This is a genomic window from Spirosoma sp. KCTC 42546 (assembly GCF_006965485.1).
Lineage (GTDB): Bacteria > Bacteroidota > Bacteroidia > Cytophagales > Spirosomataceae > Spirosoma.
In genome coordinates, this window is record NZ_CP041360.1 from 2,960,354 (window position 1) to 2,984,165 (window position 23,812).

The 23,812-nt window shown below is 48.2% G+C and carries 19 protein-coding genes; 13 read left to right on the forward strand and 6 right to left on the reverse strand.

Features of this window, described 5'->3' with window-relative positions:
* Positions 1 to 12 precede the first annotated feature (12 nt).
* Positions 13 to 756: an EcsC family protein gene (locus EXU85_RS11905; protein ID WP_142772291.1), complete on the forward strand. Its 744-nt coding sequence runs from the start codon at positions 13 to 15 to the stop codon at positions 754 to 756.
* Between the two features lie 196 nt (positions 757 to 952).
* On the opposite strand, the gene EXU85_RS35640 is transcribed toward EXU85_RS11905, so the two are convergent.
* Positions 953 to 1,816, reverse strand: a complete 864-nt coding sequence (locus EXU85_RS35640; RefSeq protein WP_210422461.1) for a hypothetical protein — start codon at positions 1,814 to 1,816, stop codon at positions 953 to 955.
* Positions 1,817 to 1,963: 147 nt separating this feature from the next.
* Here EXU85_RS35640 and EXU85_RS11915 point away from each other — a divergent pair, with 147 nt between their 5' ends.
* The gene (locus tag EXU85_RS11915; protein WP_142772292.1) at positions 1,964 to 3,139 is read left to right on the forward strand and encodes an NAD(P)-binding domain-containing protein; all 1,176 of its coding nucleotides are present in this window, start codon (positions 1,964 to 1,966) and stop codon (positions 3,137 to 3,139) included.
* 112 nt (positions 3,140 to 3,251) lie between these two features.
* Here the strand turns inward: EXU85_RS11915 and EXU85_RS11920 are convergent, their stop codons facing one another.
* From EXU85_RS11920 to EXU85_RS11930, 3 genes are all read right to left on the reverse strand, one after another.
* Positions 3,252 to 3,806 (reverse strand): hypothetical protein, encoded by a 555-nt coding sequence (locus EXU85_RS11920; RefSeq protein ID WP_142772293.1) that lies wholly within the window; start codon positions 3,804 to 3,806, stop codon positions 3,252 to 3,254.
* A 130-nt stretch (positions 3,807 to 3,936) separates the two neighbouring features.
* The gene (locus EXU85_RS11925) at positions 3,937 to 4,476 is read right to left on the reverse strand and encodes a GrpB family protein (protein WP_142772294.1); all 540 of its coding nucleotides are present in this window, start codon (positions 4,474 to 4,476) and stop codon (positions 3,937 to 3,939) included.
* A 319-nt stretch (positions 4,477 to 4,795) separates the two neighbouring features.
* On the reverse strand, positions 4,796 to 5,164 hold the full coding sequence (locus EXU85_RS11930; RefSeq protein ID WP_142772295.1) for a VOC family protein: 369 nt from the start codon (positions 5,162 to 5,164) through the stop codon (positions 4,796 to 4,798).
* Positions 5,165 to 5,268: 104 nt separating this feature from the next.
* Between EXU85_RS11930 and EXU85_RS11935 the strand changes: the two genes are divergently transcribed.
* On the forward strand, positions 5,269 to 5,865 hold the full coding sequence (locus EXU85_RS11935; RefSeq protein ID WP_168207775.1) for a MarR family winged helix-turn-helix transcriptional regulator: 597 nt from the start codon (positions 5,269 to 5,271) through the stop codon (positions 5,863 to 5,865).
* A 214-nt stretch (positions 5,866 to 6,079) separates the two neighbouring features.
* On the opposite strand, the gene EXU85_RS11940 is transcribed toward EXU85_RS11935, so the two are convergent.
* On the reverse strand, positions 6,080 to 7,207 hold the full coding sequence (locus EXU85_RS11940) for a serine hydrolase (RefSeq protein WP_142772297.1): 1,128 nt from the start codon (positions 7,205 to 7,207) through the stop codon (positions 6,080 to 6,082).
* Between the two features lie 74 nt (positions 7,208 to 7,281).
* A complete protein-coding gene (locus EXU85_RS11945; RefSeq protein WP_142772298.1) occupies positions 7,282 to 7,953 on the reverse strand; it encodes an outer membrane beta-barrel protein in 672 nt (223 codons plus the stop codon).
* Between the two features lie 93 nt (positions 7,954 to 8,046).
* Between EXU85_RS11945 and EXU85_RS11950 the strand changes: the two genes are divergently transcribed.
* The 10 genes from EXU85_RS11950 to EXU85_RS11995 all read left to right on the forward strand — a co-directional run bounded on the left by EXU85_RS11950 (position 8,047) and on the right by EXU85_RS11995 (position 23,661).
* Complete coding sequence (locus EXU85_RS11950) at positions 8,047 to 8,976, forward strand: EamA/RhaT family transporter (RefSeq protein ID WP_142772299.1); 930 nt, start codon at positions 8,047 to 8,049, stop codon at positions 8,974 to 8,976.
* Between the two features lie 298 nt (positions 8,977 to 9,274).
* On the forward strand, positions 9,275 to 9,949 hold the full coding sequence (locus EXU85_RS11955) for an RNA polymerase sigma-70 factor (protein WP_142772300.1): 675 nt from the start codon (positions 9,275 to 9,277) through the stop codon (positions 9,947 to 9,949).
* 55 nt (positions 9,950 to 10,004) lie between these two features.
* Positions 10,005 to 11,009 carry a FecR family protein gene (locus EXU85_RS11960; protein WP_142772301.1) on the forward strand — a complete coding sequence of 335 codons (1,005 nt, stop codon included), beginning with the start codon at positions 10,005 to 10,007 and terminating at the stop codon, positions 11,007 to 11,009.
* Between the two features lie 10 nt (positions 11,010 to 11,019).
* A complete protein-coding gene (locus EXU85_RS11965; protein ID WP_246859532.1) occupies positions 11,020 to 14,436 on the forward strand; it encodes a SusC/RagA family TonB-linked outer membrane protein in 3,417 nt (1,138 codons plus the stop codon).
* A gap of 24 nt (positions 14,437 to 14,460) precedes the next feature.
* Complete coding sequence (locus EXU85_RS11970) at positions 14,461 to 15,930, forward strand: RagB/SusD family nutrient uptake outer membrane protein (protein WP_142772302.1); 1,470 nt, start codon at positions 14,461 to 14,463, stop codon at positions 15,928 to 15,930.
* A gap of 28 nt (positions 15,931 to 15,958) precedes the next feature.
* Positions 15,959 to 17,377, forward strand: coding sequence for a sulfatase (locus EXU85_RS11975; protein ID WP_142772303.1), 1,419 nt, complete (start codon positions 15,959 to 15,961; stop codon positions 17,375 to 17,377).
* A 226-nt stretch (positions 17,378 to 17,603) separates the two neighbouring features.
* Complete coding sequence (locus tag EXU85_RS11980; protein WP_142772304.1) at positions 17,604 to 19,172, forward strand: sulfatase; 1,569 nt, start codon at positions 17,604 to 17,606, stop codon at positions 19,170 to 19,172.
* 160 nt (positions 19,173 to 19,332) lie between these two features.
* Positions 19,333 to 20,412: a formylglycine-generating enzyme family protein gene (locus tag EXU85_RS11985; protein WP_142772305.1), complete on the forward strand. Its 1,080-nt coding sequence runs from the start codon at positions 19,333 to 19,335 to the stop codon at positions 20,410 to 20,412.
* Between the two features lie 145 nt (positions 20,413 to 20,557).
* A complete protein-coding gene (locus tag EXU85_RS11990; RefSeq protein ID WP_142772306.1) occupies positions 20,558 to 22,189 on the forward strand; it encodes an ABC-F family ATP-binding cassette domain-containing protein in 1,632 nt (543 codons plus the stop codon).
* Positions 22,190 to 22,311: 122 nt separating this feature from the next.
* A complete protein-coding gene (locus tag EXU85_RS11995) occupies positions 22,312 to 23,661 on the forward strand; it encodes an NAD(P)/FAD-dependent oxidoreductase (RefSeq protein ID WP_142772307.1) in 1,350 nt (449 codons plus the stop codon).
* The last annotated feature ends 151 nt before the right edge of the window (positions 23,662 to 23,812 follow it).

The following is a 23,812-nucleotide window of genomic DNA, read 5'->3' on the forward strand; positions in this document are numbered from 1 at the left end:
AATAATCACCTTATGACCGCTTACGAACAAGCTGTCCGCAACGAACTGGTTCGCTGGCAACAGGCTATGCAAAAGCCGCCATCCGCCTTCGGACGGCTCTCAACATCGCTTCAGCACCGGATTAATCGGATCATTCCCGATCGTGTACATACCGTTATTACGGCCACAATCAAGCAAATGACGCGAGCTGTTTTATTTGGGGCGGAATTTCTTACCCGTACACCTGTAGTAGGCCAAACGCTGACTCAGCGTGATGCCGCTGTAGCCAGACGAATTGATTTCTACCGGAAAACGAGCGCTGCCGAAGGAGGTGTTACGGGGGCAGGTGGGTTTTGGCTCAGCATGGCCGATTTCCCGATACTGCTTAGTTTGAAGATGAAAATGCTATTCGAAATTGCCGGTCTGTATGGGTTCTCGGTGAGCGATTACCGCGAACGGGTCTATATCCTTTATATTTTCCAGTTGGCCTTTTCGAGCCAGGAGCGCCGAAAGATAATTTACGATTACATTGCCAATTGGCCGGAACATAGCCGCCAACTGCCTGAAGACATCAACCAGTTCGACTGGCTGACGTTTCAACAGGAGTACCGCGATTACATTGATCTGGCCAAAATGGCGCAATTGATTCCGGGTATTGGCGCTGCTGTTGGCGTTGTGGTCAACTACCGACTTGTAAATCAGCTTGGCCGCACTGCTATGAATGCCTACCGGATGCGACTACTCGCCGAAAATCCTGCCTTATTGGCAAACCAGTAATGTCTGGCAGGTGTCAGTTATTTATTGACATGATATACGAACAGACTCCCACCTGTGCTTTGCCAAACTAGTATCTAAATTAGACGAGCGCTAGCCGTAAGCATAGTACGACGACTGCCTTGTATAAAAGTAAGCTGTTCTCGAGTTGCGTACAGGTTGATGGTTAGTTCGTGTAAGCTGAGTTTGTTGGTACGGGTCAAACTTTCCTGGCTGTTAGTGTAAGGGTTGGCTCCTGAATGGTTAATGAACGTACGTTACTATCCACGATATCAAAAGTTATCGTGACAGACGGGGCTCCATTGTACGTAAATACGTTTCTGGATTTCTGATACAAAGCACCGCCCGATTTCCCTAACTTCCCCAATGATAGTAATTTTCGCAGATTCATTTTGATACTAAATCCATCTGATGGGCCTTCCCCGTACTTATAATCGCCCAGATATTTTTCTTTCTCGACGGCCTCCATTGGAATATCTACTTCCTGGTACCCGGCGTTCCCAAGCCCCTCCAGGTAGTCAATTAGCTTGCTGCTAGTATTTTTTTGCTCATTCGTAAGTCCATCGGCTCGGAGACCATTTTTTGCGTGTTGTAACAAGCTAATGCCATGTGGACCAGTAATACGCTGGACGCCGGGAGTGGCTTCTACCATCGCTTTTACTGTGTCATAGCTTCCCAGCATAGCATAGGTGAATAGATCTGGGCGTGCCCCTTTACTTAGTAGAAATTCGACAATATCTCTTCTCCCTACGTGCGATGCGGCTCCAATGGCTGTTTCCCAGTCACCGAAAGCCCAATCCCACGTTGCCCTTGCCAGTTCAGGGCGTTGGTTTACGAGCACTTTCACCCGGTCTAGGTTGAAATGAGAAGCCCCCACTACTTCGGCAACAACATCATCTTCAATGGCAGGATACCGACGTAAGTGCTCCTCAGCAATGATTTTTTCTGAATCCAAATCGACCACCCCTTTTGAAAAACCTATGCTCGGGATGGAAGCTGTTAGAAATCCGAAAATTGAGCTTTTAACAACAGCTCGTCTTGACAGTGACCCTTGAGTATCCATGTGTCTGGATCGTGTTGGTGAATTTTATTTCTGACTCCGCAATTTCTTTAATCGTTTGGTTCCGCAGTGTCTTTTTGTAGATAGCCCACATGACTCCTGCTATTTATTAATTTTAACACAGATTGCCTAAAGCCTTAAACCATTCTTATGAATCAGTCAACCGATACGCTCATTGTTGGTGCAGGTCCTTTTGGTCTTGGGCTGGCTGCTTATTTTCAGAAGCGTCGGCACGATTACCAAATCGTGGGTAAACCAATGGAATTCTGGAAGCAGCATATGCCAACGGGCATGTTGCTCCGGTCCAATGTCAATTGGTACCTCGACCCAGATCACCACTGGACTATCGACCGTTTTCTGACTAGTCATTACCCTTCCCGATTGTCGACAGATCCCATTTCCAGGGAACAATATATTGCCTACATGGATTGGTTCAGACAGCAAGCCGGCATTTCCGTGACCCCAAGCTATGTTTGTCTGTTAAGCCAGGATGAACACGGGTTTGTGGCCAAACTGGATAACGGCAATACCGTTCAGGCGAAGCAGGCGGTGATCGCCACTGGCTTTCAATACTTTGCTCATTCTCCCGCTACTCTGGTGACGCTATTACCAGCGGGGCGTTACCAGCATAGCTGCGATGCCGTTGACATGGATGTGTATAAGGGTAAGCGGGTTTTGCTGATTGGTGGACGACAAAGCGCGTTTGAGTCGGCGGCTTTGTTACAGGAAGCGGGTGCTTCGCATACTCACATCAGTTACCGCCATGATACACCCCGTTTTGAGGAAGCGGATTGGTCGTGGGTTGAAACCCTGGTCGAACACATGGTTGACCAACCGGGCTGGTTTCGTGAGTTATCGGCTGAGGAGCAGGATCAATATCGGTACAAGCTTTGGGCCGAAGGACGGCTAAAAGTAGAGCCTTGGCTCGAAAAGCGTGTTTGCCTGCCTGGCGTAACGCTGCATCCGCACACGGAGGTCGTATCAGCCATTCTGCAACCTGACCATTCGCTACGAATAACGTTGAGTTCCGGAGAGCAGATTGACGTCGATGAAGTCATACTGGCGACTGGTTATCAGGTCAATGTGGCGCGGTTGCCTTTTTTGTCGACATCGCTCCAGGATGTATTGGTTACCCGGAACGGATTCCCCTTACTCGACCTGAATTTCCAAAGCAGCATCTCAGGCCTGTATTTTAGTAGCTTTCCGGCTGGTCAATCGTTCGGACCTTTCTTTGGCTTTACGGTAGCTGTACGCACGGCTGCACAACTGATTGGCCAGGCCCTTGTATCAATTGAAAAACGTCAACTACCCAGCGCGAAAGCCTGAGTGCCCATTCTTTAATTAGGTACGTGTAATCTGGGAAGCACACTATAAGCCACTCTGGGTACCACGATCCTATAAGTCAAGGCTTAGTGGTTAGTTCTAGTTGGCCAAAGCATCACTTCCTGTAAAAACTTGCAGATATAATAGCGCGATTTAAGCCTCGCCACGTCATTGTGGGTTCACCCAAAACAGTTTCAACGGAGAAATTATCACCGATCAGGCCAATACTTTGCAGATAATCCACCTCCTGAGGTATCAGGGTAACGCCGGATTCTTTATAGGCAAAGTTTAAAAATAGCGTTCCTTTTGACTTGGGGTCGTTTTGACGCGGCCACAGTTTAGCTTTGATTGGGTACTCCGTGGCTCGAAACTGTAGGGTGCCTTCTAGTTCAAGAATGCGGCCATCAATCTGTTTTGCCGATGAAGGCCACAGGTTAAGTGTTGCTACATCCTGAAGGAGTGTGTCTTTTGTGATCCCCGTTGAATAGTAGACCGGAACCAGATTCTTATGACTGACCTGAGCTTGCCGAATCTCCCAGGTTCCTACGAGTTGTGGCCTTAATTCGTCAACAAATTTAATTGTCAACTCAGTGGGAGTAGGGGCATTTCCATGCTGGCGGCATTGACTGAAACAAAGGCACACGGCCAAAAGGGCAAGTCGAACATCCATGATTGAACGAATTTAACGGTTGTGGCTTTGCGCAACTATAAGAATCGATGATATATGTTGGTTTGTTTATGAAAAACCGCTCTGGATATATCTCATTTGCAATTCGTTACTCAATTCTATTGCCAATGCACTAGGTAGCGTTCGTATTTTTGGCAATTTCAATAATGTGGTTGATGAAATCGCTGGCTTTACGTTCTTTCAATTGCGCATATTTCTTTCGGTCTTGTTTTGCTTCGTCGGCAATTTCATATTTCAACGTTTGATAGTAAATCCTCGCTTCTTTATTTCTACTAAGATAATCTCTAAATAAAATATGTTTTTGTAATTCTTCACTATCTGTTGGGCAAGCGTATAGGTGATGGCTGATGAAATCTAATACAGGATGCTTTGCAGTAATTGTGTCTCGCTTAAACACTTCCCGATTAGGAATGCCTTGATTTCCATTATGATAGTAGCCAATTTTTCTTAATCTTTTGGTTAGTTCATGAAATTCTAGCCTGCTGCTAAAAACTAGATCGATATCAATAATTGGTTTTGCGGCTAATTCGGGAATTGAGGTACTACCTACGTGTTCTATGGAAACGGTTAGATCAAATAAAGCCTCATGGAGTACTTTTTTTAATTCATTGAAATCTGTTAGCCAATCCGCTGTATAGTCTTGAATCAACATGGTTTAGTTTAAATTGCAGTACCCGCCAACTTGCTTCAATAGGCATAAGCCAGCACATTGTTCTGGGCCTCGTCAAATGAGGAACTAGCATTTGTTTTCATTGTAATAGACTAAGTAGCCAAAGCAACATGATATACATCGTGTTGCCAGGTGCTGGTGAGGACGTAACTCGACTGAACACCCGAAAATAACCCCACGCGGAGCGAAACACAAAATCGGCCTAATAGCTTATGAAGTTAGTACAATCAGCCCCTTTGTCTGACTAATACGCATCAGATCCAGATGGAGGGTTGTGCCAACTTCATAAGTTTATCTGTTGTTATTGCTTCTTGTCCATCCAAAAGCGCAGTATGTTGCCATCAGGATCTTTGAAGCTAGCTATATAAGCTCCATCTCCTAAGTCCATAATAGGATGAATCATCTTAACGTTGTGTGTGGTTATAAAACGATCTATATCATCCACAGCGAAAGAGAGTACGATATTCTCGTTTGGCTGCTCGTTCACTTTTCGTTTAAGTACAGCATAATGGATGCCATTATAATCGCACTCCCAATGGTCGGGCGTGTTCCCATGACGATTAAGTGCCAATGGGATACCTAACACTTCGTTGTAAAATTTGACTAACCGGTCCGGCTCAGGCGATGACATAATTATCCCTGTTAAACCTTTTACTTTTAAATCTTCCATATTATATCATGTATGATGTTATTTTTTTTCAAATTTACAGCATAAATGATTAAAGATAATCATTTATGCTGTTTTTTATTATATTTACATCAAATATGATCTATATGAATAAGACTGTGGAGTTGATTAACCTATGGGCGAAGTATGAGGAAGAAAACCCCAAGGCTGAACTAAGCCAGTTTTGTCAAGACTACCTGGTTAATCAGGAGCAGAAAACCAAAAAGGTTACCTTTTGGCAATCTCCCGTTCCACCTGACAGCGCCAGCATACTCACGAAGCTGGTAGGTAGGATTGCCAGGCTTCATAATCTATATGTTATGGGAGCCTTTAAGGACTGCGGTATCAGTACGTTCGACGAGTTTTTATACCTCAACTCCATTGCCAATACGTCAACTCCAAAGAAAACGGATGTCATTTTGGCCAATTTCAACGAGCTGTCATCAGGCTTGTTGATTCTCGACCGATTAAAGAAAGCTGAACTAATCGTAGAACAGGGTGATAAGCTAGATAAGCGGACCAAGCGGTTAGAGCTGACCAAAGAAGGGGCAAGCGTATTAGCCGCCTGCTACCAAAAGTTGAGTGAAGTGAATGAAATGTGTTTTGGCGGATTAGCCGAAGAACAAGTACAGTTGTGCATCCAATTGCTACAGCCCGTTGAAGCTTCGCTTGCCAAACAGTGGTTAGAGGATAAAAAAAAATAACGAAAATGGATAGCACCTGGTGGTTGGGCGGTTCTTTCATCGCCCTACAGCCAGGTGCCCCTTCACACCCTGTCTCGGATGTGCTGTGTGTTTTTAACGACCTGATAATCAATAGGAGAAAACGTAAAGCTTTTGGGGGCTTGCTCGCTAGAACATGGTGGTGGTTGGGCTTCAAACCCGCCTTCGGGGCGTGATTTTGTTACAGCCTACATGCTTATTGGCCCTTTCTATAAGGCTTATAGCCCAAAAACGAAACCGTTGTTGGGGAAAATCCCATCAGCTGCTGGCTAATGTCGCTTATCAAACTTAAGCCGTTGGTTGAGTTTGTAAAATAGACCACGGCATCCTGGCTTTTCGCGCAGCCGGTTACGTAGCATTTGTAGGTGTCGTTGTCGCCCCAGTGCCAGAAATAATCGGCTTTTGGGCTGTGTTCCAAGCCAAATCCTAATCCCCAGCTCAACGTTGATGAAAGCGAGTCAGACCTACCTGAAAACGTTTTGGGTAACCGGCCCTGAGAGGTAAGCATCTGGTTCACTGTCGTTACTGTCAAGCCCCTGGGCGTTAAGATAGCCAGTAGAAACCGGGCATAATCGTCGGCGGTAGTTTGTAGAGAATAGGCTGTATTGGCCTGATTGGATTTGTATTTGGGTTCTGGTTTCCCTTCCTGATCGTGCGGGTAAGCAAAATTAGCGTCGAACGTGGGTTGCCAGACGTAACTACTGCGGGTCATTTGCAAGGGAATAAATACCCGTTCTGTCATCAGGTCATTCAGCGGTTTTCCGGTAATTTTTTCAACCACTTTTTGCAGATAAACGAAGCCCTCGCCCGAGTAACCAAAGCGTTCGCCGGGTGCCCAGCGCATGGCTAGTTCCGATGATCGCCTGTTTTTACGCCAGTTCGGGAATCCCGTCCGATGGCTCAATACCATTCGGGCTGTAATCTTTTTGTACCGTTCGTCGGCAGCAACGTCTGGGTAGGGGAGGTATTCATAAAGCGGCTTATCTAAATCAAGCAAGCGCTCTTCCACCAGTTGTAGTACGGCGTATGCGAATACGGGCTTGCTTAACGAAGCCGCATCGAAGATGGTGGCCGATGTCACGGGTTGCGTTGAGTCGGCTTTAGTGAGGCCGTAGCCTTTGCTATAGACAAGTTTATTCGCGCGAATAATAGCTATCGATAGGCCCGGCACGTTGGCGCTATCCATATGACGGGTAATGAACTGGTCAACCTGGGCGGGCTGGGGATCAGGCAGCTTGTTCTGAGCCTGAAGCATTGGGCCTGTAGACCAGGTCAGCATCACCAGCACGCTAGTTTTGAGGGAAAGCCAGAAACGCGTTTTCATAAGCCAGGGAAGTGTGTTTATGCGTAAAAGAGTCAACGAGTAGCCTATTGTTGCGTCAGTTATTTGCCAATCTGTTAAAATGTATACCCCACCTGCGTCTGTAAGCTAAATTCAACTGATGAATCATTTACGCTGGCTCCTCCTAATTGCCCAAACTTGTAGGTCCAGGTGGGTTGCGCTATGAGTGTGTACCGACTCGTTAGTTTATACCGGATCCCGGCACCCAGCATTCCATGAAAAATGGGTCGGGGAGTTGATAGGAGCCGAAGGTATTGGGTTGACTCACCAGTGCGCATGACAACCACGCGTGAGGTTATTGGCAAATCGACAAACAGGCCTACCGAAAAATAAGGTGATAGACGCTGGGTCGAGGAATAATAATTCAGGAGCAGAGGAAAGCGAATAACCCGATTTCGTAGAGAAACGGTACCTTCGCCCGCTACAGCCTGTCGCGCCTGTCGGAGGGAAAGTTGCTGAAACCAGATACCCGACGAAACCGACCAGCCGGGTGCGTAGGTATAGTGCACCGATGCACCAATTGAATACCCAGTTGACCAGCGACTGCCACTAATATAGACAGGCTCCACAATCTGCCCATCGCTTTCCGGATAAAAGTACCGGTAATTGTATAAGGTGTGGGAAAATGTTGGCGATAGCATCGCCGACACCGAAAGCGTCTGCTGTGCTAACGATTGACTAATTGAACAAAAGAAAAGGGCAACCAGAAAAGTCAGCTTCCTGTTCATCGTAAAACGGCCAGTTGAGGGATGGAAAGATACACTTACAACCGAATCGACCGGTTAACTTAGCCCCAAAATTACCAGACCACAACTACACTCATGCTCTTTTTAGGTCTTAGCATCGTGCTTTCGGTGCTGCTGCTGCTGAATTTTCGGGTGTTTCCGCGCTACGATGTCAATACGTTTCAGGCTATCGTGTTCAACTATCCGGTTTGCTTTCTGACGGGACTATTGCTGTTGCCCGCTGGTCAATCCTTCTCAATCGATTTTTCCCAAACCTGGACCTGGCTGGCCTTCGGTCTGGGCGTTGGCTTTATTCTAACCTTTCTGCTGTCGGGTGCGTCCACCCAGCGCATGGGCATTACAGCTACGTCGCTGGCCAACAACCTATCTCTGGTTATTCCGGTCTGTTTCAGTCTGTTCATTTTTAAAGCGGGCGGCAAAACGTTCGATGCACTGAACTACCTGGGATTAGTAATGGCTGTAATTGCTGTGGGATTGAGTACCTATAAAAAAGAAGCGCCAGTTGCTAAGTCAGACTTGCCAACGACATCAACTTCTCGTCGGCTAGGCGCTAATGTATTATTACCCGTTGCGGTGTTTTTGTTCTACGGAGCTACCAACACCATGATCAATTACATGAATATTCATTACATACCGTCGGCTGATAGAACTATTCAGGTAACCCTGACGATGGTGCTAGGGGCCATTGTCGCCGGTTTGCTGATGCTGGTGATCCGATTGATTCAGGGCAAGGAAACCTTTCAGTCGCGCAACCTGATTGGTGCGGTTACGTTAGGCGTGCCCAATTTTCTGAGTTTCTATACGCTATTGCTAGCCCTGTCGGCCTTTGGCAGCAATGGCGCTTTTGTGTATCCGCTCTATAACATCGGAGTAATTGTGCTGGCTGCGCTCGTGGCCGCTTTGTTTTTTCGGGAGCAGCTCTCAACGGCGAATAAGATTGGCCTGGCGCTAGCCATTTTGGCTATTGGGCTGATCTCATGGCAGGAGCTGGCAGCACTTGTGTAGATAGACTCTCATGAATTGTAGAACTAAGGCCCTCTTCTAGCTGAACTGATGGAATTGGTAGCGCTTTGCCCGTTCGAATGGCTTGTCTGAACTTAAAAATTTGGTCCATAATCTGCAGTGGGCTCAATGAAAAAGGCCTTAAGACGCCAATTAGGGCTGGTTCGTGCTTATTTGCTAAGTAGGTGAAAATTTTTATTGAAAATATCCTGTTTACCTTAAGGGTTTCCTGGTAGCGATTGTGTCTTTATCTATGAGCGGTCATTGTTTTCAGTAACGCATACGGTTAATTATACAGAACATGCAGCTAACCAGCACCTGGCGATCCTACACAGCTACCGATTCGGGGACTTCACGTACTATGGATTCATCATCACCGGATGAGCTGGAGCCGCTGGCTTCCGATAAAGAGCTGTTTATCCGCCGGACTTTCGAGACCGATGCCCGAATGGGCTGTGAACTGCTTTTTCGGCAACATTACGTCGCCCTGTGCAGTCATGCTGTCCGGTTTGTTGGATCAAAAGCCATTGCTGAAGATCTGGTCGCGGATATGTTCTGTCAGTTTTATGAGCAGCAGATTTTTGCGACCATTTCCACATCCTATCGGGCTTATCTGTACAAAACGGTTCGTAATCGGGCTTTCAACTACGTACGGCAGACATTCCGGCGCGACGTACCGCTTGACGAAGCGCAGTATCAGGCCATCACCGAAACGCAGCAGCCGGACGCGATTACGCAGTATGATGAACTGTACCAGGATGTTGAGAAGGCCATTGAGTCGTTACCGGTTCAGCGTCGGCGCATTTACCTCATGAATCGGTTCGAAGGGAAAAAGTACGGTGAAATTGCGGGCGAACTTGGGCTCTCAACCCGAACCATCGAAGTGCAGATCCGGCTGGCCAGTCATGCTTTGCGCGAGTTACTGAAAGGCCGCTGGTTTTTACTGATTCTGTTGGGAATTCGTTCTCTGTTTTGACCATCATTTAAGGGATTTTGGCGGCTAATGTGTCCTACTGAAAAGACAAGCTATTATGAACGAACTCATTAATAAACAACTCATTTTCGACTCCTTTGCGGGTAGGGCAACCGCCTTGCAGCGGAAGTTGATCGATGAATGGTGCCAGGACCCGCGCCATGAAGAACTGTTTTATGAGTGGCTTGAAGAATGGGAACAAACTCATCTGCAATACGTAGCCGATAAGCAGGCCGGACTAAATCGATACCACGATTTTTTAGTCAACCTCCGTCCGGCGGACACGTATGCTGATGATACCCCAATCGTACCGCTGTATTCACGGCGAAACTGGTTGATTTGGGCGGTAGCGGCATCGGTAGCGATTCTGGTGGGTTGCTGGAGTTTTCAGAAGCAATTGCTCAACCAGACCTACGCAACAGCCTACGGGCAAACGCGCCTTGTTCGGTTGTCGGATGGTAGTCAGGTGACGCTGAATGCCAATTCGATTTTACGGGTACCCCGCTTTGGGTTTGGCAGTAAAACGCGCGAAGTATGGCTGGAAGGGGAGGCCTTGTTCTCGGTCACTCATACCGCTACTAATCAACGTTTTGTTGTTAAGACAGATAACGGGGCCGACGTAGTTGTACTGGGTACGGAATTCACGCTATATGCCCGACCCCGTGGTACCCAGGTAGTCCTCCAACGGGGTAAGGTCGAATTCCACTACCAGCAGGCGGGCCAGGAAATGCGCCAGATAACCATGAAGCCCGGCGATTTGGTTGACCTGAAAAAAAATGGAGTCGCTCGTCTAACGCCAACAGCACAACCAGCCAACTATGCCGCCTGGAGCGATCATCGCTATGTGTTTAATGAGACCTCCCTGCGCGAAGTGACTTATTTATTCCAGGAAAATTTTGGTATGACGCTCGAAATTTCCGATCCCGAAACAGCCGCGCTGACGGTATCGGGCGCTTACCCGGCCCAAAGTGCTGACGAACTGCTTCAAATTATTGCTGAAGCCTTAAACATTCAGATTACCCGGCAGGGCGACAAGGTTCTGCTGGCTCCTCAACCCTTATAACCTTTTTTCTATGTTTTCCTTTTTACCTAACCTCCCGACCCTGGGTCTGGTGGTTTGCCTGACCCTACCCGGTCAACTAGGCACCCCTGTGGCCTGGGCAGCCCCACAACCCGACCGTTCGCCCGCCAGAACAGCCGATAACACGATGCGCTTACTGACAGATGCCCTACATGAGCTCAAGCAACACTATGGGGTGGATATTCTCTACGGAGATCGGTTGGTTCGCGGGCTAAGTGTTCCGGTCAACGCTATCGATCAGAAAGCTGATTTGGAAGAGAACCTGAAACTAGTCTTGAAGAACACAGGTCTTCAATTTCGTAAGGTTAAAAATGGTGCCTACGTAATTACGGGTCACCGAGCCGACAAAAAGCTGACATCCAGCACGAAGGGATTGTCCGATGGCATTACGTCGACTTCGCTGGTGGAACTGGTAGCTACAGAAACCAATGCCAGGCCACTCACAACAACACCATTGGCCTCAAGCCTTCAGGCGGCTGATCAGGTGATTAAGGGGCAAGTAACGGGAGAAACCAGCGAAGGACTTCCCGGTGTGAACGTCGTGTTGAAAGGCTCCACGCGGGGAACCACAACGGATATTGAGGGACGCTATCAGCTAAATCTGCCCGAAACGGGAAGCACGCTTGTGTTTTCGCTCGTCGGCTATACCTCGCAGGAAGTCGTTGTTGGCTCCCGATCAACGATTGATATTCAGTTAGCACCCGATAATAAGACCCTTTCCGAAGTGGTCGTTGTGGGCTACGGGACGGTCAAAAAAAGTGACGTTACCGGGTCGCTGGGTTCGGTATCGGCCAAAGAACTGACAGCCTATCCAACCATCAATGCCGTGCAGGGGCTACAGGGGCGAACGCCCGGTGTACAGGTACTGCAAAACTCCGGTGAACCAGGCTCGAACCTGAGTGTACGGATTCGGGGCGGCAACTCGCTGCAAGGCAGCAATGAGCCGCTATACGTAGTAGACGGCTTTGCTTTATCGGGCGCACCGAATGCTATAAGTCCTAACGACATTGAGTCGATGGAGGTCTTGAAAGATGCTTCGGCAACGGCTATTTATGGATCCAGAGGGGCTAATGGCGTTATCTTAATTACGACCAAACGTGGCAAGGCTGGCAAAACGCAGGTGTCGCTGGAAAGCTATTATGCCGTGCAGCAGGTGAATAAAAAAATAAGCCTGATGAACGCCCAGGAATTTGCCACGCTGGCGAATGAGCGGGCAAGCAACGATGGCTTTGCTGCTTATTTTACGCCCGATCAGATTAGTGCCTTTGGACAGACACCGGGGACGGACTGGCAGGATGTGATTTTTCGAAAAGCGCCGATGCAGAACCACACCGTTTCGGTATCGGGCGGCAATGAAAACACGCAGTATGCCGTATCGGGCAACTATTTCGGGCAGCAGGGCATTATTCGCGGATCGGGCTATAACCGGGAAAATTTCCGGGTGAACCTGAACCAGAAGCTTGGGGGCAAAGTGCGCCTGTTTTATAATGCAGTGTTGACCAATACGGATCGTTCGCAGTTGTTGAATGACAATGGGCAAAAAGGAAGTACGGTAATATCGGCCGCTTTGGGATCACCACCTACCATTGGCCCCTATGATAATACAGGGAACTACAGCTACATAAAACCCTATGCCTTTAGCCCAAATAGCCTGGAAAATCCCCTGGCGCTGGCGGAGGCCCGGCATCAGAAGAACAACGAGGTGTATGTGCTAACTAATTCAGCAATCAGCTATGAGCCCGTTAAAAACCTGACGCTACGCTCATCGGTTGGTATTGAGAACAGTTCGCTCCGGGGCGATTTCTATTCCCCTTCTGTGATCACCACCACGCCCGCTGGTTCGGCAACCATTACGTACGGCAGTCGATTTAATTTTCTGAATGAAAATACTGCTACGTATATCCCTCAGCTTTCTAAGGATCATGATCTGACCTTATTGGGTGGTGTTACCTATCAGCAGGAAAAAGGACGCTCATTTGCCACCAGCTCCACCGGCTTCAATTACGAAGGGCTGGAGACCGGAAATATTGGTGTCGGCAGTAATCCCGGCGTGCCCACTAGTACGTCGTATAAGTGGGTTTTGTTTTCCTATCTGGCTCGGGCTAACTATTCTTATAAAGGCCGCTATTTGTTTACCACTAGTATTCGGGCAGATGGGTCCTCCCGATTTGGCGTTAATAACAAATGGGGTTATTTCCCTTCTGCAGCGGTTGGCTGGCGCATTATCGATGAGCCCTTTGCCCAAAATTTACGTACCATTTCGGATCTGAAACTTCGCCTTTCCTACGGAGTTACGGGCAACACGGCCCTTTCGCCCTATCAAACGCTATTTACGCTAAGCCCCGTTAATACGGTCTATAATGATCAGCTTTATGTGGGTCAACTAACGGGTGCCCAACTCACAAATCCCGATTTGAAATGGGAATCGACCGCACAATGGAACGCAGGCCTGGATATTGCGATCTTACGGAATCGGGTTTCATTCACATTCGATTATTACCTGAAAAATACGCACGACCTGCTGGCAACAGTGCCCCTTCAGCAGTCGACGGGCTACACCAGTACGATTCAGAACATTGGGCAAATTCGTAACAGCGGGATTGAGCTGGGGTTGAATGCAACGTTGGTCAATACCAAAGCGGTTAAATGGGATGTAAACGTAAACCTGTCCCGAAACCGTAGTCAGGTGATTCAACTGGCAGGGGGGAGTGACGTATTCGGAACCCTTCTGCAACAACCCTTATCCGTAGCTGTGAACCTGATTCGGGTTGGACAGCCAGTGGGTGTTTTCTATGGCTATCAGGAAAATGGCCTGGATGAAAAAGGCGCCATTAAGTACAAAGATCTGAACGGTGATGGCGTCATCACCCTGGCAGACAAAACGGTGATTGGCAACCCGAACCCTAATTTTCTGTACAATTTCGGGTCGACAGTTTCCTATAAAAACTTCTCGCTCAATATGTTCTGGCTGGGCAAGCAGGGAGGGGATATCTTCAATGCTAACTTAACCAACCAAGCTAGCAGCATGTATTTCGGCGAAAACCAGATCAAAGATGTCTATACCAATCACTGGACGGCTGCCAGCCCGAATCCGAACGCTAAATACCCGAAAATAAGCGCTAATACGTCGTTTAAAGAATCGGATCGATACGTAGAAGATGGCTCATTCCTGCGCCTGAAGTCCGTTCAGTTGGCCTATACCATTCCAACCGTCAAGTGGGATCTCAAATGGCTCCGGACGGCGCAGGTTTATGTGAGCGGCCAGAATCTGCTGACCTTCACTAAGTACTCCTGGTATGACCCCGAAGTGAATACACTGGGTGGATCGAATTCGATTTCGCTGGGCATCGACCAAACAGGTTACCCCTCCGCCCGAACCTACACTCTTGGTGCCCGTATTGGTTTCTAAACCCTACTTTCCTACGCACAAGCCATGAAAAAATTTGCTATAGTTTGTCTCCTCAGTACGAGTTTGCTGACCCTTTCCTGTAACGATTTACTCGTCGAACATCCCGAGAGTTTGTTAGCAACCACGAACTTTTACAAAAATGCGGCTGATGCCAATTCGGCGGTAAGTGCAATATCCAGTACGCTCCATACCACTACGTTATACGGTTTCCGCTACGTGGCTCATACGACGGCCCTCGAGGATTATGCATCCGGTCAGGGGTTTTACATTCCGATGTCGCAGTATCAGATTACGACGCCCATCATTTCGGTAACGGACCAGTTTTGGGCGGGTTTTTACAAGACCATCGACGCAGCCAATCTGGCCCTAAAGTATGTTCCCGCCATTTCGATGGACGAAACGCAAAAAAAACAGTTGCTCGGTGAAGCCTATTTTTTACGGGCGCTGGCCTACTACAACCTTGTAAAAAACTTCGGTGGTGTTCCCATTCGGACCAAACCAACGCAGGATCTGACCGCCATTGGTGGCAAGCGTGAAACCGTTGAGGCTGTTTATGCCCAGATTATAGCCGATTTGAAACTAGCGGAGACGAATCTGCCGCTGACCCAATCGCTGGCTGGCAAACCCACATCGGGTTCAGCTAAAACGATGCTGGCAGATATTTATCTGGTGCGGGAGCAGTGGGCAAATGCTCGCGACAAAGCCGAAGAAGTGATTGCTTCACAGGCATACTCGCTGGTCAACGTGAAGCAATCGTCTGATTTTGAGACTATTTTTGGGGCAGGTGTTGTTACTACATCGGAAGAGGTTTTCTCCATTAAATTTCAGCGCAGTGTTGCGGGCGGTTCTGCGCTGCCCCAATTTTATCACTTGCCCACCAGCCTCTGGGCCACAAACGGATTCGGTACGTTCTTCGGTTTTCCAACCTATCCACTGTTGCGTGACTGGGCCGACGCGGATTTACGGAAAGGGTATAATCTGTATACAGCTGGACCCAATAAAGCAGGTGTTATTGTCGCAAATAGTGCTTCCCAGCCCATCCGATTTGGTAAATTTAAAGATACCGGCGCTCCTGCTTCTATCGCCAGTGGCAATGATTTTCCAATTTATCGCTATGCCGATGCGCTGCTGATTTATGCCGAAGCGGCTAGTCAGGCCAGTCAGGGGCCAACGGCGCTGGCACTGGAACGACTCAACATGGTTCACCGACGCGCCTATGGATTTGCACCGGGTAGTCCGTCATCGGTCGATTTTACAGTAGACGGCCAGACAGCGGCCAGTTTTCGGGAGCTGGTCCTGAAAGAGCGGGCTTACGAATTCATCGCAGAAGGGAAACGCTGGTATGATCTTATTCGTAGCGGAACCGTCAAACAGGTCATTAAAGCGGCTAAAGGCATCGACATTTCGAATACGGTTCTGCTGATGCCGATTCCAAAACAGGAAATCGATAATAATCCGGATATTGCCCCGGAAGACCAGAATCCAGGCTACTAAACACTACACATTTTACTTATTTCAACGCATGATAAATCGTCTTAATACCCGTTTTTGGGGAAGCCTTCTCCTGGTACTTTCGGGCTTTCCGGTTCTGGTTCAAGCGCAGAAAGCACCTAATATTATTGTTATTCTGGCCGATGATCTTGGGTATGGTGATCTGGGATGCTACGGCCACCCAACTATTTCAACGCCTAACCTGGATCAAATGGCTACTGAAGGTATGCGCTTCACCGAGTTTTATTCAGGAGCAGCCGTTTGTACACCCAGTCGAGCCGCTTTGCTCACGGGCCGACTTCCGGCTCGCACGGGTGTGTATGGAAAAGGCGATGTGTTTCGGCAGAATTCGGCCAGCGGTTTGCCACTGAGCGAAGTGACAATAGCCGAGATGCTCAAGACGAAAGGCTATGCAACCGGATTGATCGGCAAGTGGCACTTAGGCCATCTAAAGGAATTCTTGCCGACTAGACAGGGCTTCGATTACTGGTTTGGAACGCCCTACTCCAATGATATGGGGAAAGTCTTTACCACGCGCAAAGAGGGCGTCTATGGTATACCGCCGGGTCCTCGTGCAAACGCTCCGGCTTTACCTTTGTATAAGAATGAAACCATTATTGAAGAAGAACCTGATCAGCATTTTCTGACCAAACGGTATACCGACGAAGTCATTCAGTTTATCAAACGGAGCAAAGACAAGCCGTTTCTGATGTATTACGCCAGTAACTTTCCACATACGCCCCTGTATGCCTCGCCTGATTTCGAAGGGAAAAGCCCACGAGGTTTGTATGGTGATGTTGTGGCGGAGTTAGACTGGAGTGTGGGGCAAATCCTGAAAACGCTGAAACAACTTAAATTAGATCAGAACACGCTGGTTGTGTTCACCAGCGACAATGGCCCCTGGTTGCCCCAAAAAGATCATGGTGGCTCGGCGGGGCTGCTCTTTGAAGGTAAAAATTCAACCTACGAAGGAGGCATGCGCGTTCCGGCTATTGCCTGGTGGCCCGGCAAAATTAAAGCCAACGTGACCACTACCGCCTTAATGAGCAATATGGATTTGCTTCCAACGATTGCTACGTTCGCAAAAGCAAGTTTACCCAAAGACCGAGTACTCGATGGCATTGATCAATCGGGCGTATTGTTCGGCCAGAAGGAAAAAGCCAGAGAATTAATACCTTATTACATTAATGAGCAAGTTTATGCCATTCGTAAAGGCGCCTGGAAAGCCCATTTTATGACCCACCCGTCCTATTCGCCAGTGGCCCCGGAAATTCACACAACCCCGTTGCTCTACAATATTGATAATGATCCCAGCGAAAAATACGACCTGGCAAAAGACCATCCTGATATTGTGGCAGAGTTAACGAAAGAATACGAGAAACAGAAGGCTGCTTTTGTGCTGCCACCTTCAGAAATCGAAAAGGTGCTGCCCAGCCCAGAAAAGCAATAGATACCCCGTGCTGTTGCCCAGCGAATTGGGTATTTGCCGAGTGCGGAAGTGAAGATGAAGACGTGAGTCGCGCTGAAATGTGTTCAGCTAATCAGGCGTTCCAGAAAGTAAAAGCAGAGATAAGCGTGCTTATTTATTCGTAAAGAACGTAAAGCAATGGACTAACTTTGCGTTCGCTGCATATTCCTTTGCACCCTTTGCCAGTTCGCTGATGCGGTTTAAACACATGAAAAAAAAATTCGTCTATTCCATTACTGGATTATTGCTGGGCCTGGCTTTGCTGGCTATGATTGGTCATGGTACTAAAAAAGAGGAAGTTGCCCCACCAGCCAAACCTAACATTATTTTCATTATTTCGGACGATCATACCTCCCAGGCCATTAGTGCCTATGGAAGTAAATTGGCTAAAACACCCAACATTGACCGAATAGCTCGCGAAGGCGCCATTCTTTATAACAATGTGGTAGCCAATTCCATCTGCGGGCCTAGCCGGGCTACGTTGCTGACAGGTCAGTTTTCGCACCGGAATGACTATAAATTCAATGAGAAGGTGTTTGATATCAATCAGCCCGTTTTTACGGAGGAGCTGCAAAAAAATGGCTACCAGACCGCCTGGGTTGGCAAAATGCACCTGGGGAGTCTGCCACATGGCTTCGATTATCTGAACATACTGCCGGGACATGGTAGTTATTACAATTCCGATTTTGTCGACTCCAATAATAAGACAACCCGACGCATGGGCTATGTTACCGACGTGGTAACGAGCTTATCCACCGACTGGCTTGATCACCGGGATGCCTCAAAGCCATTCTTTCTGGTCGTGGGTCATAAGGCGACGCATCGGGAATGGTTACCAGCCATCGAAGATCTGGGCGCTTATGATAACGTCACCTTTCCGCTACCCGCTACGTTTTATGACAAATACGAAGGACGTACGGCGGCACAAAAGCAGGACATGAGTATTGATAAGACCATGATCCTGAAGAATGATTTAAAGGTACATGCCGATTATGACGCCAAAGGGGCCATGGCTTCCTATAATCGGTTTACCGCCGAGCAGAAAAAGCCATTTTACGAATATTACGAAAACAAAATCAGTAAAGAGTTTGATGAAAAGAAGCTCAGCGGCAAGGCGTTAGTCGAATGGAAATACCAGCGCTACATGAAAGATTACCTGTCGGTGGCAAATTCATTGGATCGAAACATTGGTAAGTTGCTCGATTACCTGGATAAAAGCGGACTGGCGAAAAACACGATTGTCGTTTATACGTCGGATCAGGGATTTTATCTGGGCGAACACGGTTGGTTCGATAAGCGGTGGATCTACGAAGAATCGTTGAAAACTCCCTTTGTTATTCGGTATCCAGGCGTCATCAAACCGGGTAGCCAGGTACGGCAGGTGGTTTCCAATGTCGACTGGGCACCCACGCTACTCAATTTAACCGGCACCGCTATCCCAGACTATATTCAGGGCGAATCGTTTCTGCCCTTGCTGAAAGGCTCAACGAAAGGCTGGCGCGATCAGGCCTATTACCATTATTACGAATACCCGCAACCACACCACGTAGCTCCCCATTTTGGATTACGAACCGATCGTTACACCCTGGCTCGTTTTTACGGGCCCGATGATTTCTGGGAGTTGTATGACATCCAGAAAGACCCGCAGAATTTAAAGAACCTCTATGGCGCGAAGGGGTACGAAGCCATAACAGCCTCGCTGAAAACGAAGCTGAAAGAGCAGATCGTGAAATACAAAGACGATGAAGCACTGAAGCTGTTTGAGAGTAAGCTTTGATAAGCGGAGTTTTTTATCTCGTTTTTTTGTCATGGCTCCGGCCACCCGGCTCGACGCAAGGAGAGATCTCAAGCTGGCCGGAGCCATGACAAAAAACTGAAAAGATCACTTTCTAGCTGTTAAACGTGGTAAGTGTTTAGCCGCTAATTGAATAACTGATATGTGTGGGAAATATGTTATAGCTGTTTTAGTAGGATTTACACTTCTAGCCGGATGCAATTCAACGGATCAGGCATCGAAAGAACAGGCTGCAGCCGACTCTGCGGCAGCCTGCATTGCAAAAGGCATGCCGTCTCGGTCGGCCGCTATTCGAAATGCAGCCACTGGTACCGGATCGGGAGCAGGTAGTACGGCCGGGATGGTGTTGATTCCGGGCGGTACGTTCTTGATGGGAGCCGATGAATTTCCGGATGCACGGCCGGTTCACTCGGTTACTGTAAAAGGTTTCTGGATGGACGAGCATGAAGTCACCAATGCCGAGTTTGCCAAATTTGTCGCGGCAACAGGCTACAGAACCATCGCCGAACGCCCGCTGAATCCGAGTGACTATCCGGGTGTTCCGGCTGAGCAACTCGTACCAGGATCGGCTGTTTTTACGCCACCTGCTCAGAAAGTATCGCTGGAAAATCCGTTACGCTGGTGGGAATATGTAAAAGGCGCAAGCTGGCAGCATCCTAAAGGCCCAAACAGTTCTGTAAAAGGCCATGAGAACGAGCCCGTTATTCATGTAAGTTACGACGACGCCCTTGCCTACGCGAAATGGGCCGGGAAACGCCTGCCCACCGAAGCCGAATGGGAATTTGCCGCCCAGGGTGGCAAAGGCAACCACACCTACTATTGGGGCGATGAGTTAAAGCCTACCGGCAAATGGGTCGCTAACATCTATCAGGGCAGTTTCCCCGATCATAACACGACCGAAGATGGCTTTGTGGGTGTTGCGCCCGTGAAATCTTTCCCGGCTAATCCCTATGGTTTATACGACATGGATGGCAATGTGTGGGAATGGTGCCAGGATTTTTACCGGCCTGACTACTACACAAAATTGGTTAAAAATGACCCGCAAGGCCCATCGGACAGCTACGATCCCGACGAACCCGGTGCCGTGAAGCGTGTGCAACGGGGCGGCTCGTTCCTGTGTAGCGATGAGTATTGCATTCGTTATAAGGCAGGTAGTCGGGGTAAAGGCGAGGTAAGCAGCGGGAGTAATAATCTTGGGTTTCGCTGCGTGCGGGATAAGTAAAAGAATGGAACGCGGATCTGTATGATCATTATGATTTTTATCCGTGTAAATCATAATGATCATACAGATCTGCGTTCTATCACTCCCCCAGAATCCCGCTAAAATTTAGTATCTTTGCAGTTCAATCTGAACGAAAAATCACGTCATGCTATCGGTACAAAACGTCTCACTTCGCTACGGTAAGCGGGTGCTTTTCGACGACGTAACTATAAAATTCACATCCGGCAACTGTTATGGCGTTATCGGCGCTAACGGAGCGGGTAAATCAACCTTATTAAAGATTCTGTCGGGCGAAATTGAACCCCAAACGGGTAATGTGTCCCTGTCACCCGGCGAGCGGATGTCGGTGCTGAATCAGAATCAGTCGGCATACGATGAGTTTCCGGTGCTGCAAACGGTCATTATGGGCAACAAACGCCTGTATGACATCATGCAGGAAAAAGATATCCTCTACGCAAAAGAAGAATTTACGGATGCTGATGGCGAAAAAGCAGCCGAACTCGAATCAGAGTTTGCCGAAATGAATGGCTGGGATGCCGAATCGGATGCGGCTACGCTACTATCGGGTCTGGGTATCAAAGAAGACCTGCATTATTCGTTGATGAGCGATCTGAATGGCTCAGAAAAAGTACGGGTTCTGTTGGCTCAGGCGCTCTTCGGCAATCCCGATGTACTCCTGCTTGACGAGCCGACCAACAATCTTGATGTAGAATCGGTAGGCTGGCTCGAAAACTTCCTGGCGAATTTCAACAATACGGTTATTGTGGTTTCGCACGACAGGCACTTTTTGGATCAGGTCTGTACCCAAATCGTCGATGTTGATTTCAGCAAAGTGAAGCTCTTTGCGGGGAACTATTCATTCTGGTATGAGTCGAGCCAGCTGGCTCTGAAACAACGCCAGGACCAGAACAAGAAAACGGAAGATAAGCGTAAAGAACTCGAAGAGTTTATCCGGCGCTTCTCGGCCAACGCATCGAAATCCAAGCAGGCGACGAGCCGGGGTAAATTGCTCGAAAAACTTACGCTTGAAGATATTCAGCCTTCATCCCGGAAGTATCCGTACGTAAACTTCAAAGCAGAACGCGAACCCGGCGATCAGATTCTGACGGTCGAAAATCTGACCTATACGGCTGAAGACGGTACGAAACTGTTTGAAAATCTGTCGTTTACCATGAATAAGCAGGACAAGATTTTCCTGTTTAGTCGCGACGGACTGGCGGTGTCGGCCTTAATGGATATTCTGGCGGGCGAACGCAAGGCTGATTCAGGTTCGTTTAAATGGGGTGTCACGATCACCATGTCGTATTTCCCGACGGATGCTGAAAAAGAGAAATTCTTCAAAACCGACCTCAACTTAGTCGATTGGCTACGGCAATATTCGGTGGAGAAAGACGAGAGCTTTATCCGGGGTTTCCTGGGCCGGATGCTGTTCTCGGGCGAAGAATCGCTGAAGAAGGCAACCGTTCTGAGCGGGGGTGAAAAAGTGCGGTGTATGCTGTCGAAAATGATGCTGTCGGGCGCTAACTTCCTGATGCTCGACGAACCCACCAACCACCTTGACCTCGAATCCATCGAATCGCTTAACAATGGTTTGATTGACTTTAAAGGACCGATTCTGTTCACCTCGCACGATCACCAGTTCGTACAGACGGTGGCTAACCGCATCATCGAAATCACCCCAGCGGGCATCCTCGATAAACTAATGACCTACGACGAATTCCTCACCGACGAACGCGTGAAAGCGCAGCGCGAGGAATTGTACGCAGCGGTAGCGTAAGGCATAAACTAACAATTCAGAAAATGGGTAATCCGGCAAAATTTGCCAGATTACCCATTTTCTTTTTAGCCACTGAGGTGCGTTTGGTAGTTATACCCTACAAAGCTACCAGTCATTACTCTATGCAGTCGTTTGATCTTGTTGTTATTGGTACGGGCTCGGCCGGAAAAACAGTTGCGGAAGCCGCTCGTCAGGCGGGTAAAACCGTGGCCATCATTGATAAATTACCCTTTGGCGGCACGTGCTCGCAGCGGGGATGTGATCCTAAAAAAGTACTGGTGGGAGCCGCCGAAATCATTGCCCGGTCGGAGCAACTGGTTGGCAAAGGGGTTCAGGGCAAGGCGTCTATCAACTGGCTTGACCTCATTCAATTCAAAAAAACATTCGTAGAATCTATACCGGAGCGAACAGAAAAGCAATTTGCTGATGAGGGGATTGTCATCTTTCATGGAGCGGCTACCTTCGTATCTGAAAACACGGTTCGTGTTGATGATCATGTCCTACAAGCGAAGCACATTGTCATTGCTACCGGTCAGCGACCAAAACCACTTGGTATTCCTGGGGAAGAATTACTGACCGATAGTACCGGTTTTATGGAACTTGCTGATCTTCCAGAAGAAATCGTCATGATTGGGGGAGGCTACATTGCTTTTGAATTTGCGCATGTAGCGGCTCGTGCCGGATCAAACGTAACGATTCTTCACCAGGGTAAACGGCCATTGGAAGGATTCGACGCTGATTTAGTTAAGCTGTTGGTGAAGGCAATGGAAGCAGTTGGAATTAAGATTGAACTGGAAGCCAGTGTAACTGAGGTAAAAGGCGATGCGGGTAAGCTTACCGTAGCCTATAAGCAAAAGGGGAAAGTTCACGCTGTTTCAACCCAATTGGTTGTTCATGGAGCTGGTCGGGTTGCCGATGTGGCCGAATTGGCATTAGAAAAGGCTGGCGTTGAGGTGAATGAAAAAGGGGTAACCGTCAATGAATTCCTGCAAAGCGTGTCGAATCCGGCCGTTTACGTTTGCGGAGATGCATCTGACAAAGGACTGCCACTTACGCCACTGGCTTCCTATGAAGGCAAGATTGTGGCGGAAAATATCCTGAATGGAAATAAGCAAACCTATACAAATGACCCGGTTCCATCGGCTGTTTTTACCATACCAACGTTGGCGTCTGTTGGCTTAACGGAAGAACAGGCAAAGGAACAGGGTCGAAACGTAAAGGTGACCTTTCAGGAAACGACGGATTGGTATAACAGCCGACGTATTAACGAGCAATTCACAGGCTTCAAAACGCTGGTCGATGCTGAAACCGATCAGATTCTGGGAGCGCATCTACTGGGTTCCGGTAGCGATGAACTCATCAACCTGTTCACGCTGGCGATGAAACATGGTATCTCGGCAAGAGAGCTGGGAAAAACGTTGTTTGCGTATCCCACACATGGATCGGATTTGAGTTCGATGCTGCCGGAGTAGTATGCTGTTTTTTGTCATTCCGACGCAAGGAGGAATCTCAAATTCGCCTGGTGCTAGAGATTCCTCCTTGCGTCGGAATGACAAAAAACAGCATCTGTAATTTTAAAATAATGCGAACTATAGCGCTTAATTGGCTCATAGTCAGAAATAA

Coding starts and splice junctions, on each gene's coding strand:
- EXU85_RS11980 (WP_142772304.1), top strand. CDS start 17,604: ATGAAAAAAAAATTCGTCTATTCCATTACTGGATTATTGCTGGGCCTG.
- EXU85_RS11965 (WP_246859532.1), top strand. CDS start 11,020: ATGTTTTCCTTTTTACCTAACCTCCCGACCCTGGGTCTGGTGGTTTGC.
- EXU85_RS11955 (WP_142772300.1), top strand. CDS start 9,275: ATGCAGCTAACCAGCACCTGGCGATCCTACACAGCTACCGATTCGGGG.
- EXU85_RS11930 (WP_142772295.1), bottom strand. CDS start 5,164: ATGGAAGATTTAAAAGTAAAAGGTTTAACAGGGATAATTATGTCATCG.
- EXU85_RS11990 (WP_142772306.1), top strand. CDS start 20,558: ATGCTATCGGTACAAAACGTCTCACTTCGCTACGGTAAGCGGGTGCTT.
- EXU85_RS11915 (WP_142772292.1), top strand. CDS start 1,964: ATGAATCAGTCAACCGATACGCTCATTGTTGGTGCAGGTCCTTTTGGT.
- EXU85_RS11935 (WP_168207775.1), top strand. CDS start 5,269: ATGAATAAGACTGTGGAGTTGATTAACCTATGGGCGAAGTATGAGGAA.
- EXU85_RS11950 (WP_142772299.1), top strand. CDS start 8,047: ATGCTCTTTTTAGGTCTTAGCATCGTGCTTTCGGTGCTGCTGCTGCTG.
- EXU85_RS11940 (WP_142772297.1), bottom strand. CDS start 7,207: ATGAAAACGCGTTTCTGGCTTTCCCTCAAAACTAGCGTGCTGGTGATG.
- EXU85_RS35640 (WP_210422461.1), bottom strand. CDS start 1,816: ATGGATACTCAAGGGTCACTGTCAAGACGAGCTGTTGTTAAAAGCTCA.
- EXU85_RS11925 (WP_142772294.1), bottom strand. CDS start 4,476: ATGTTGATTCAAGACTATACAGCGGATTGGCTAACAGATTTCAATGAA.
- EXU85_RS11920 (WP_142772293.1), bottom strand. CDS start 3,806: ATGGATGTTCGACTTGCCCTTTTGGCCGTGTGCCTTTGTTTCAGTCAA.
- EXU85_RS11985 (WP_142772305.1), top strand. CDS start 19,333: ATGTGTGGGAAATATGTTATAGCTGTTTTAGTAGGATTTACACTTCTA.
- EXU85_RS11960 (WP_142772301.1), top strand. CDS start 10,005: ATGAACGAACTCATTAATAAACAACTCATTTTCGACTCCTTTGCGGGT.
- EXU85_RS11995 (WP_142772307.1), top strand. CDS start 22,312: ATGCAGTCGTTTGATCTTGTTGTTATTGGTACGGGCTCGGCCGGAAAA.
- EXU85_RS11905 (WP_142772291.1), top strand. CDS start 13: ATGACCGCTTACGAACAAGCTGTCCGCAACGAACTGGTTCGCTGGCAA.
- EXU85_RS11945 (WP_142772298.1), bottom strand. CDS start 7,953: ATGAACAGGAAGCTGACTTTTCTGGTTGCCCTTTTCTTTTGTTCAATT.
- EXU85_RS11970 (WP_142772302.1), top strand. CDS start 14,461: ATGAAAAAATTTGCTATAGTTTGTCTCCTCAGTACGAGTTTGCTGACC.
- EXU85_RS11975 (WP_142772303.1), top strand. CDS start 15,959: ATGATAAATCGTCTTAATACCCGTTTTTGGGGAAGCCTTCTCCTGGTA.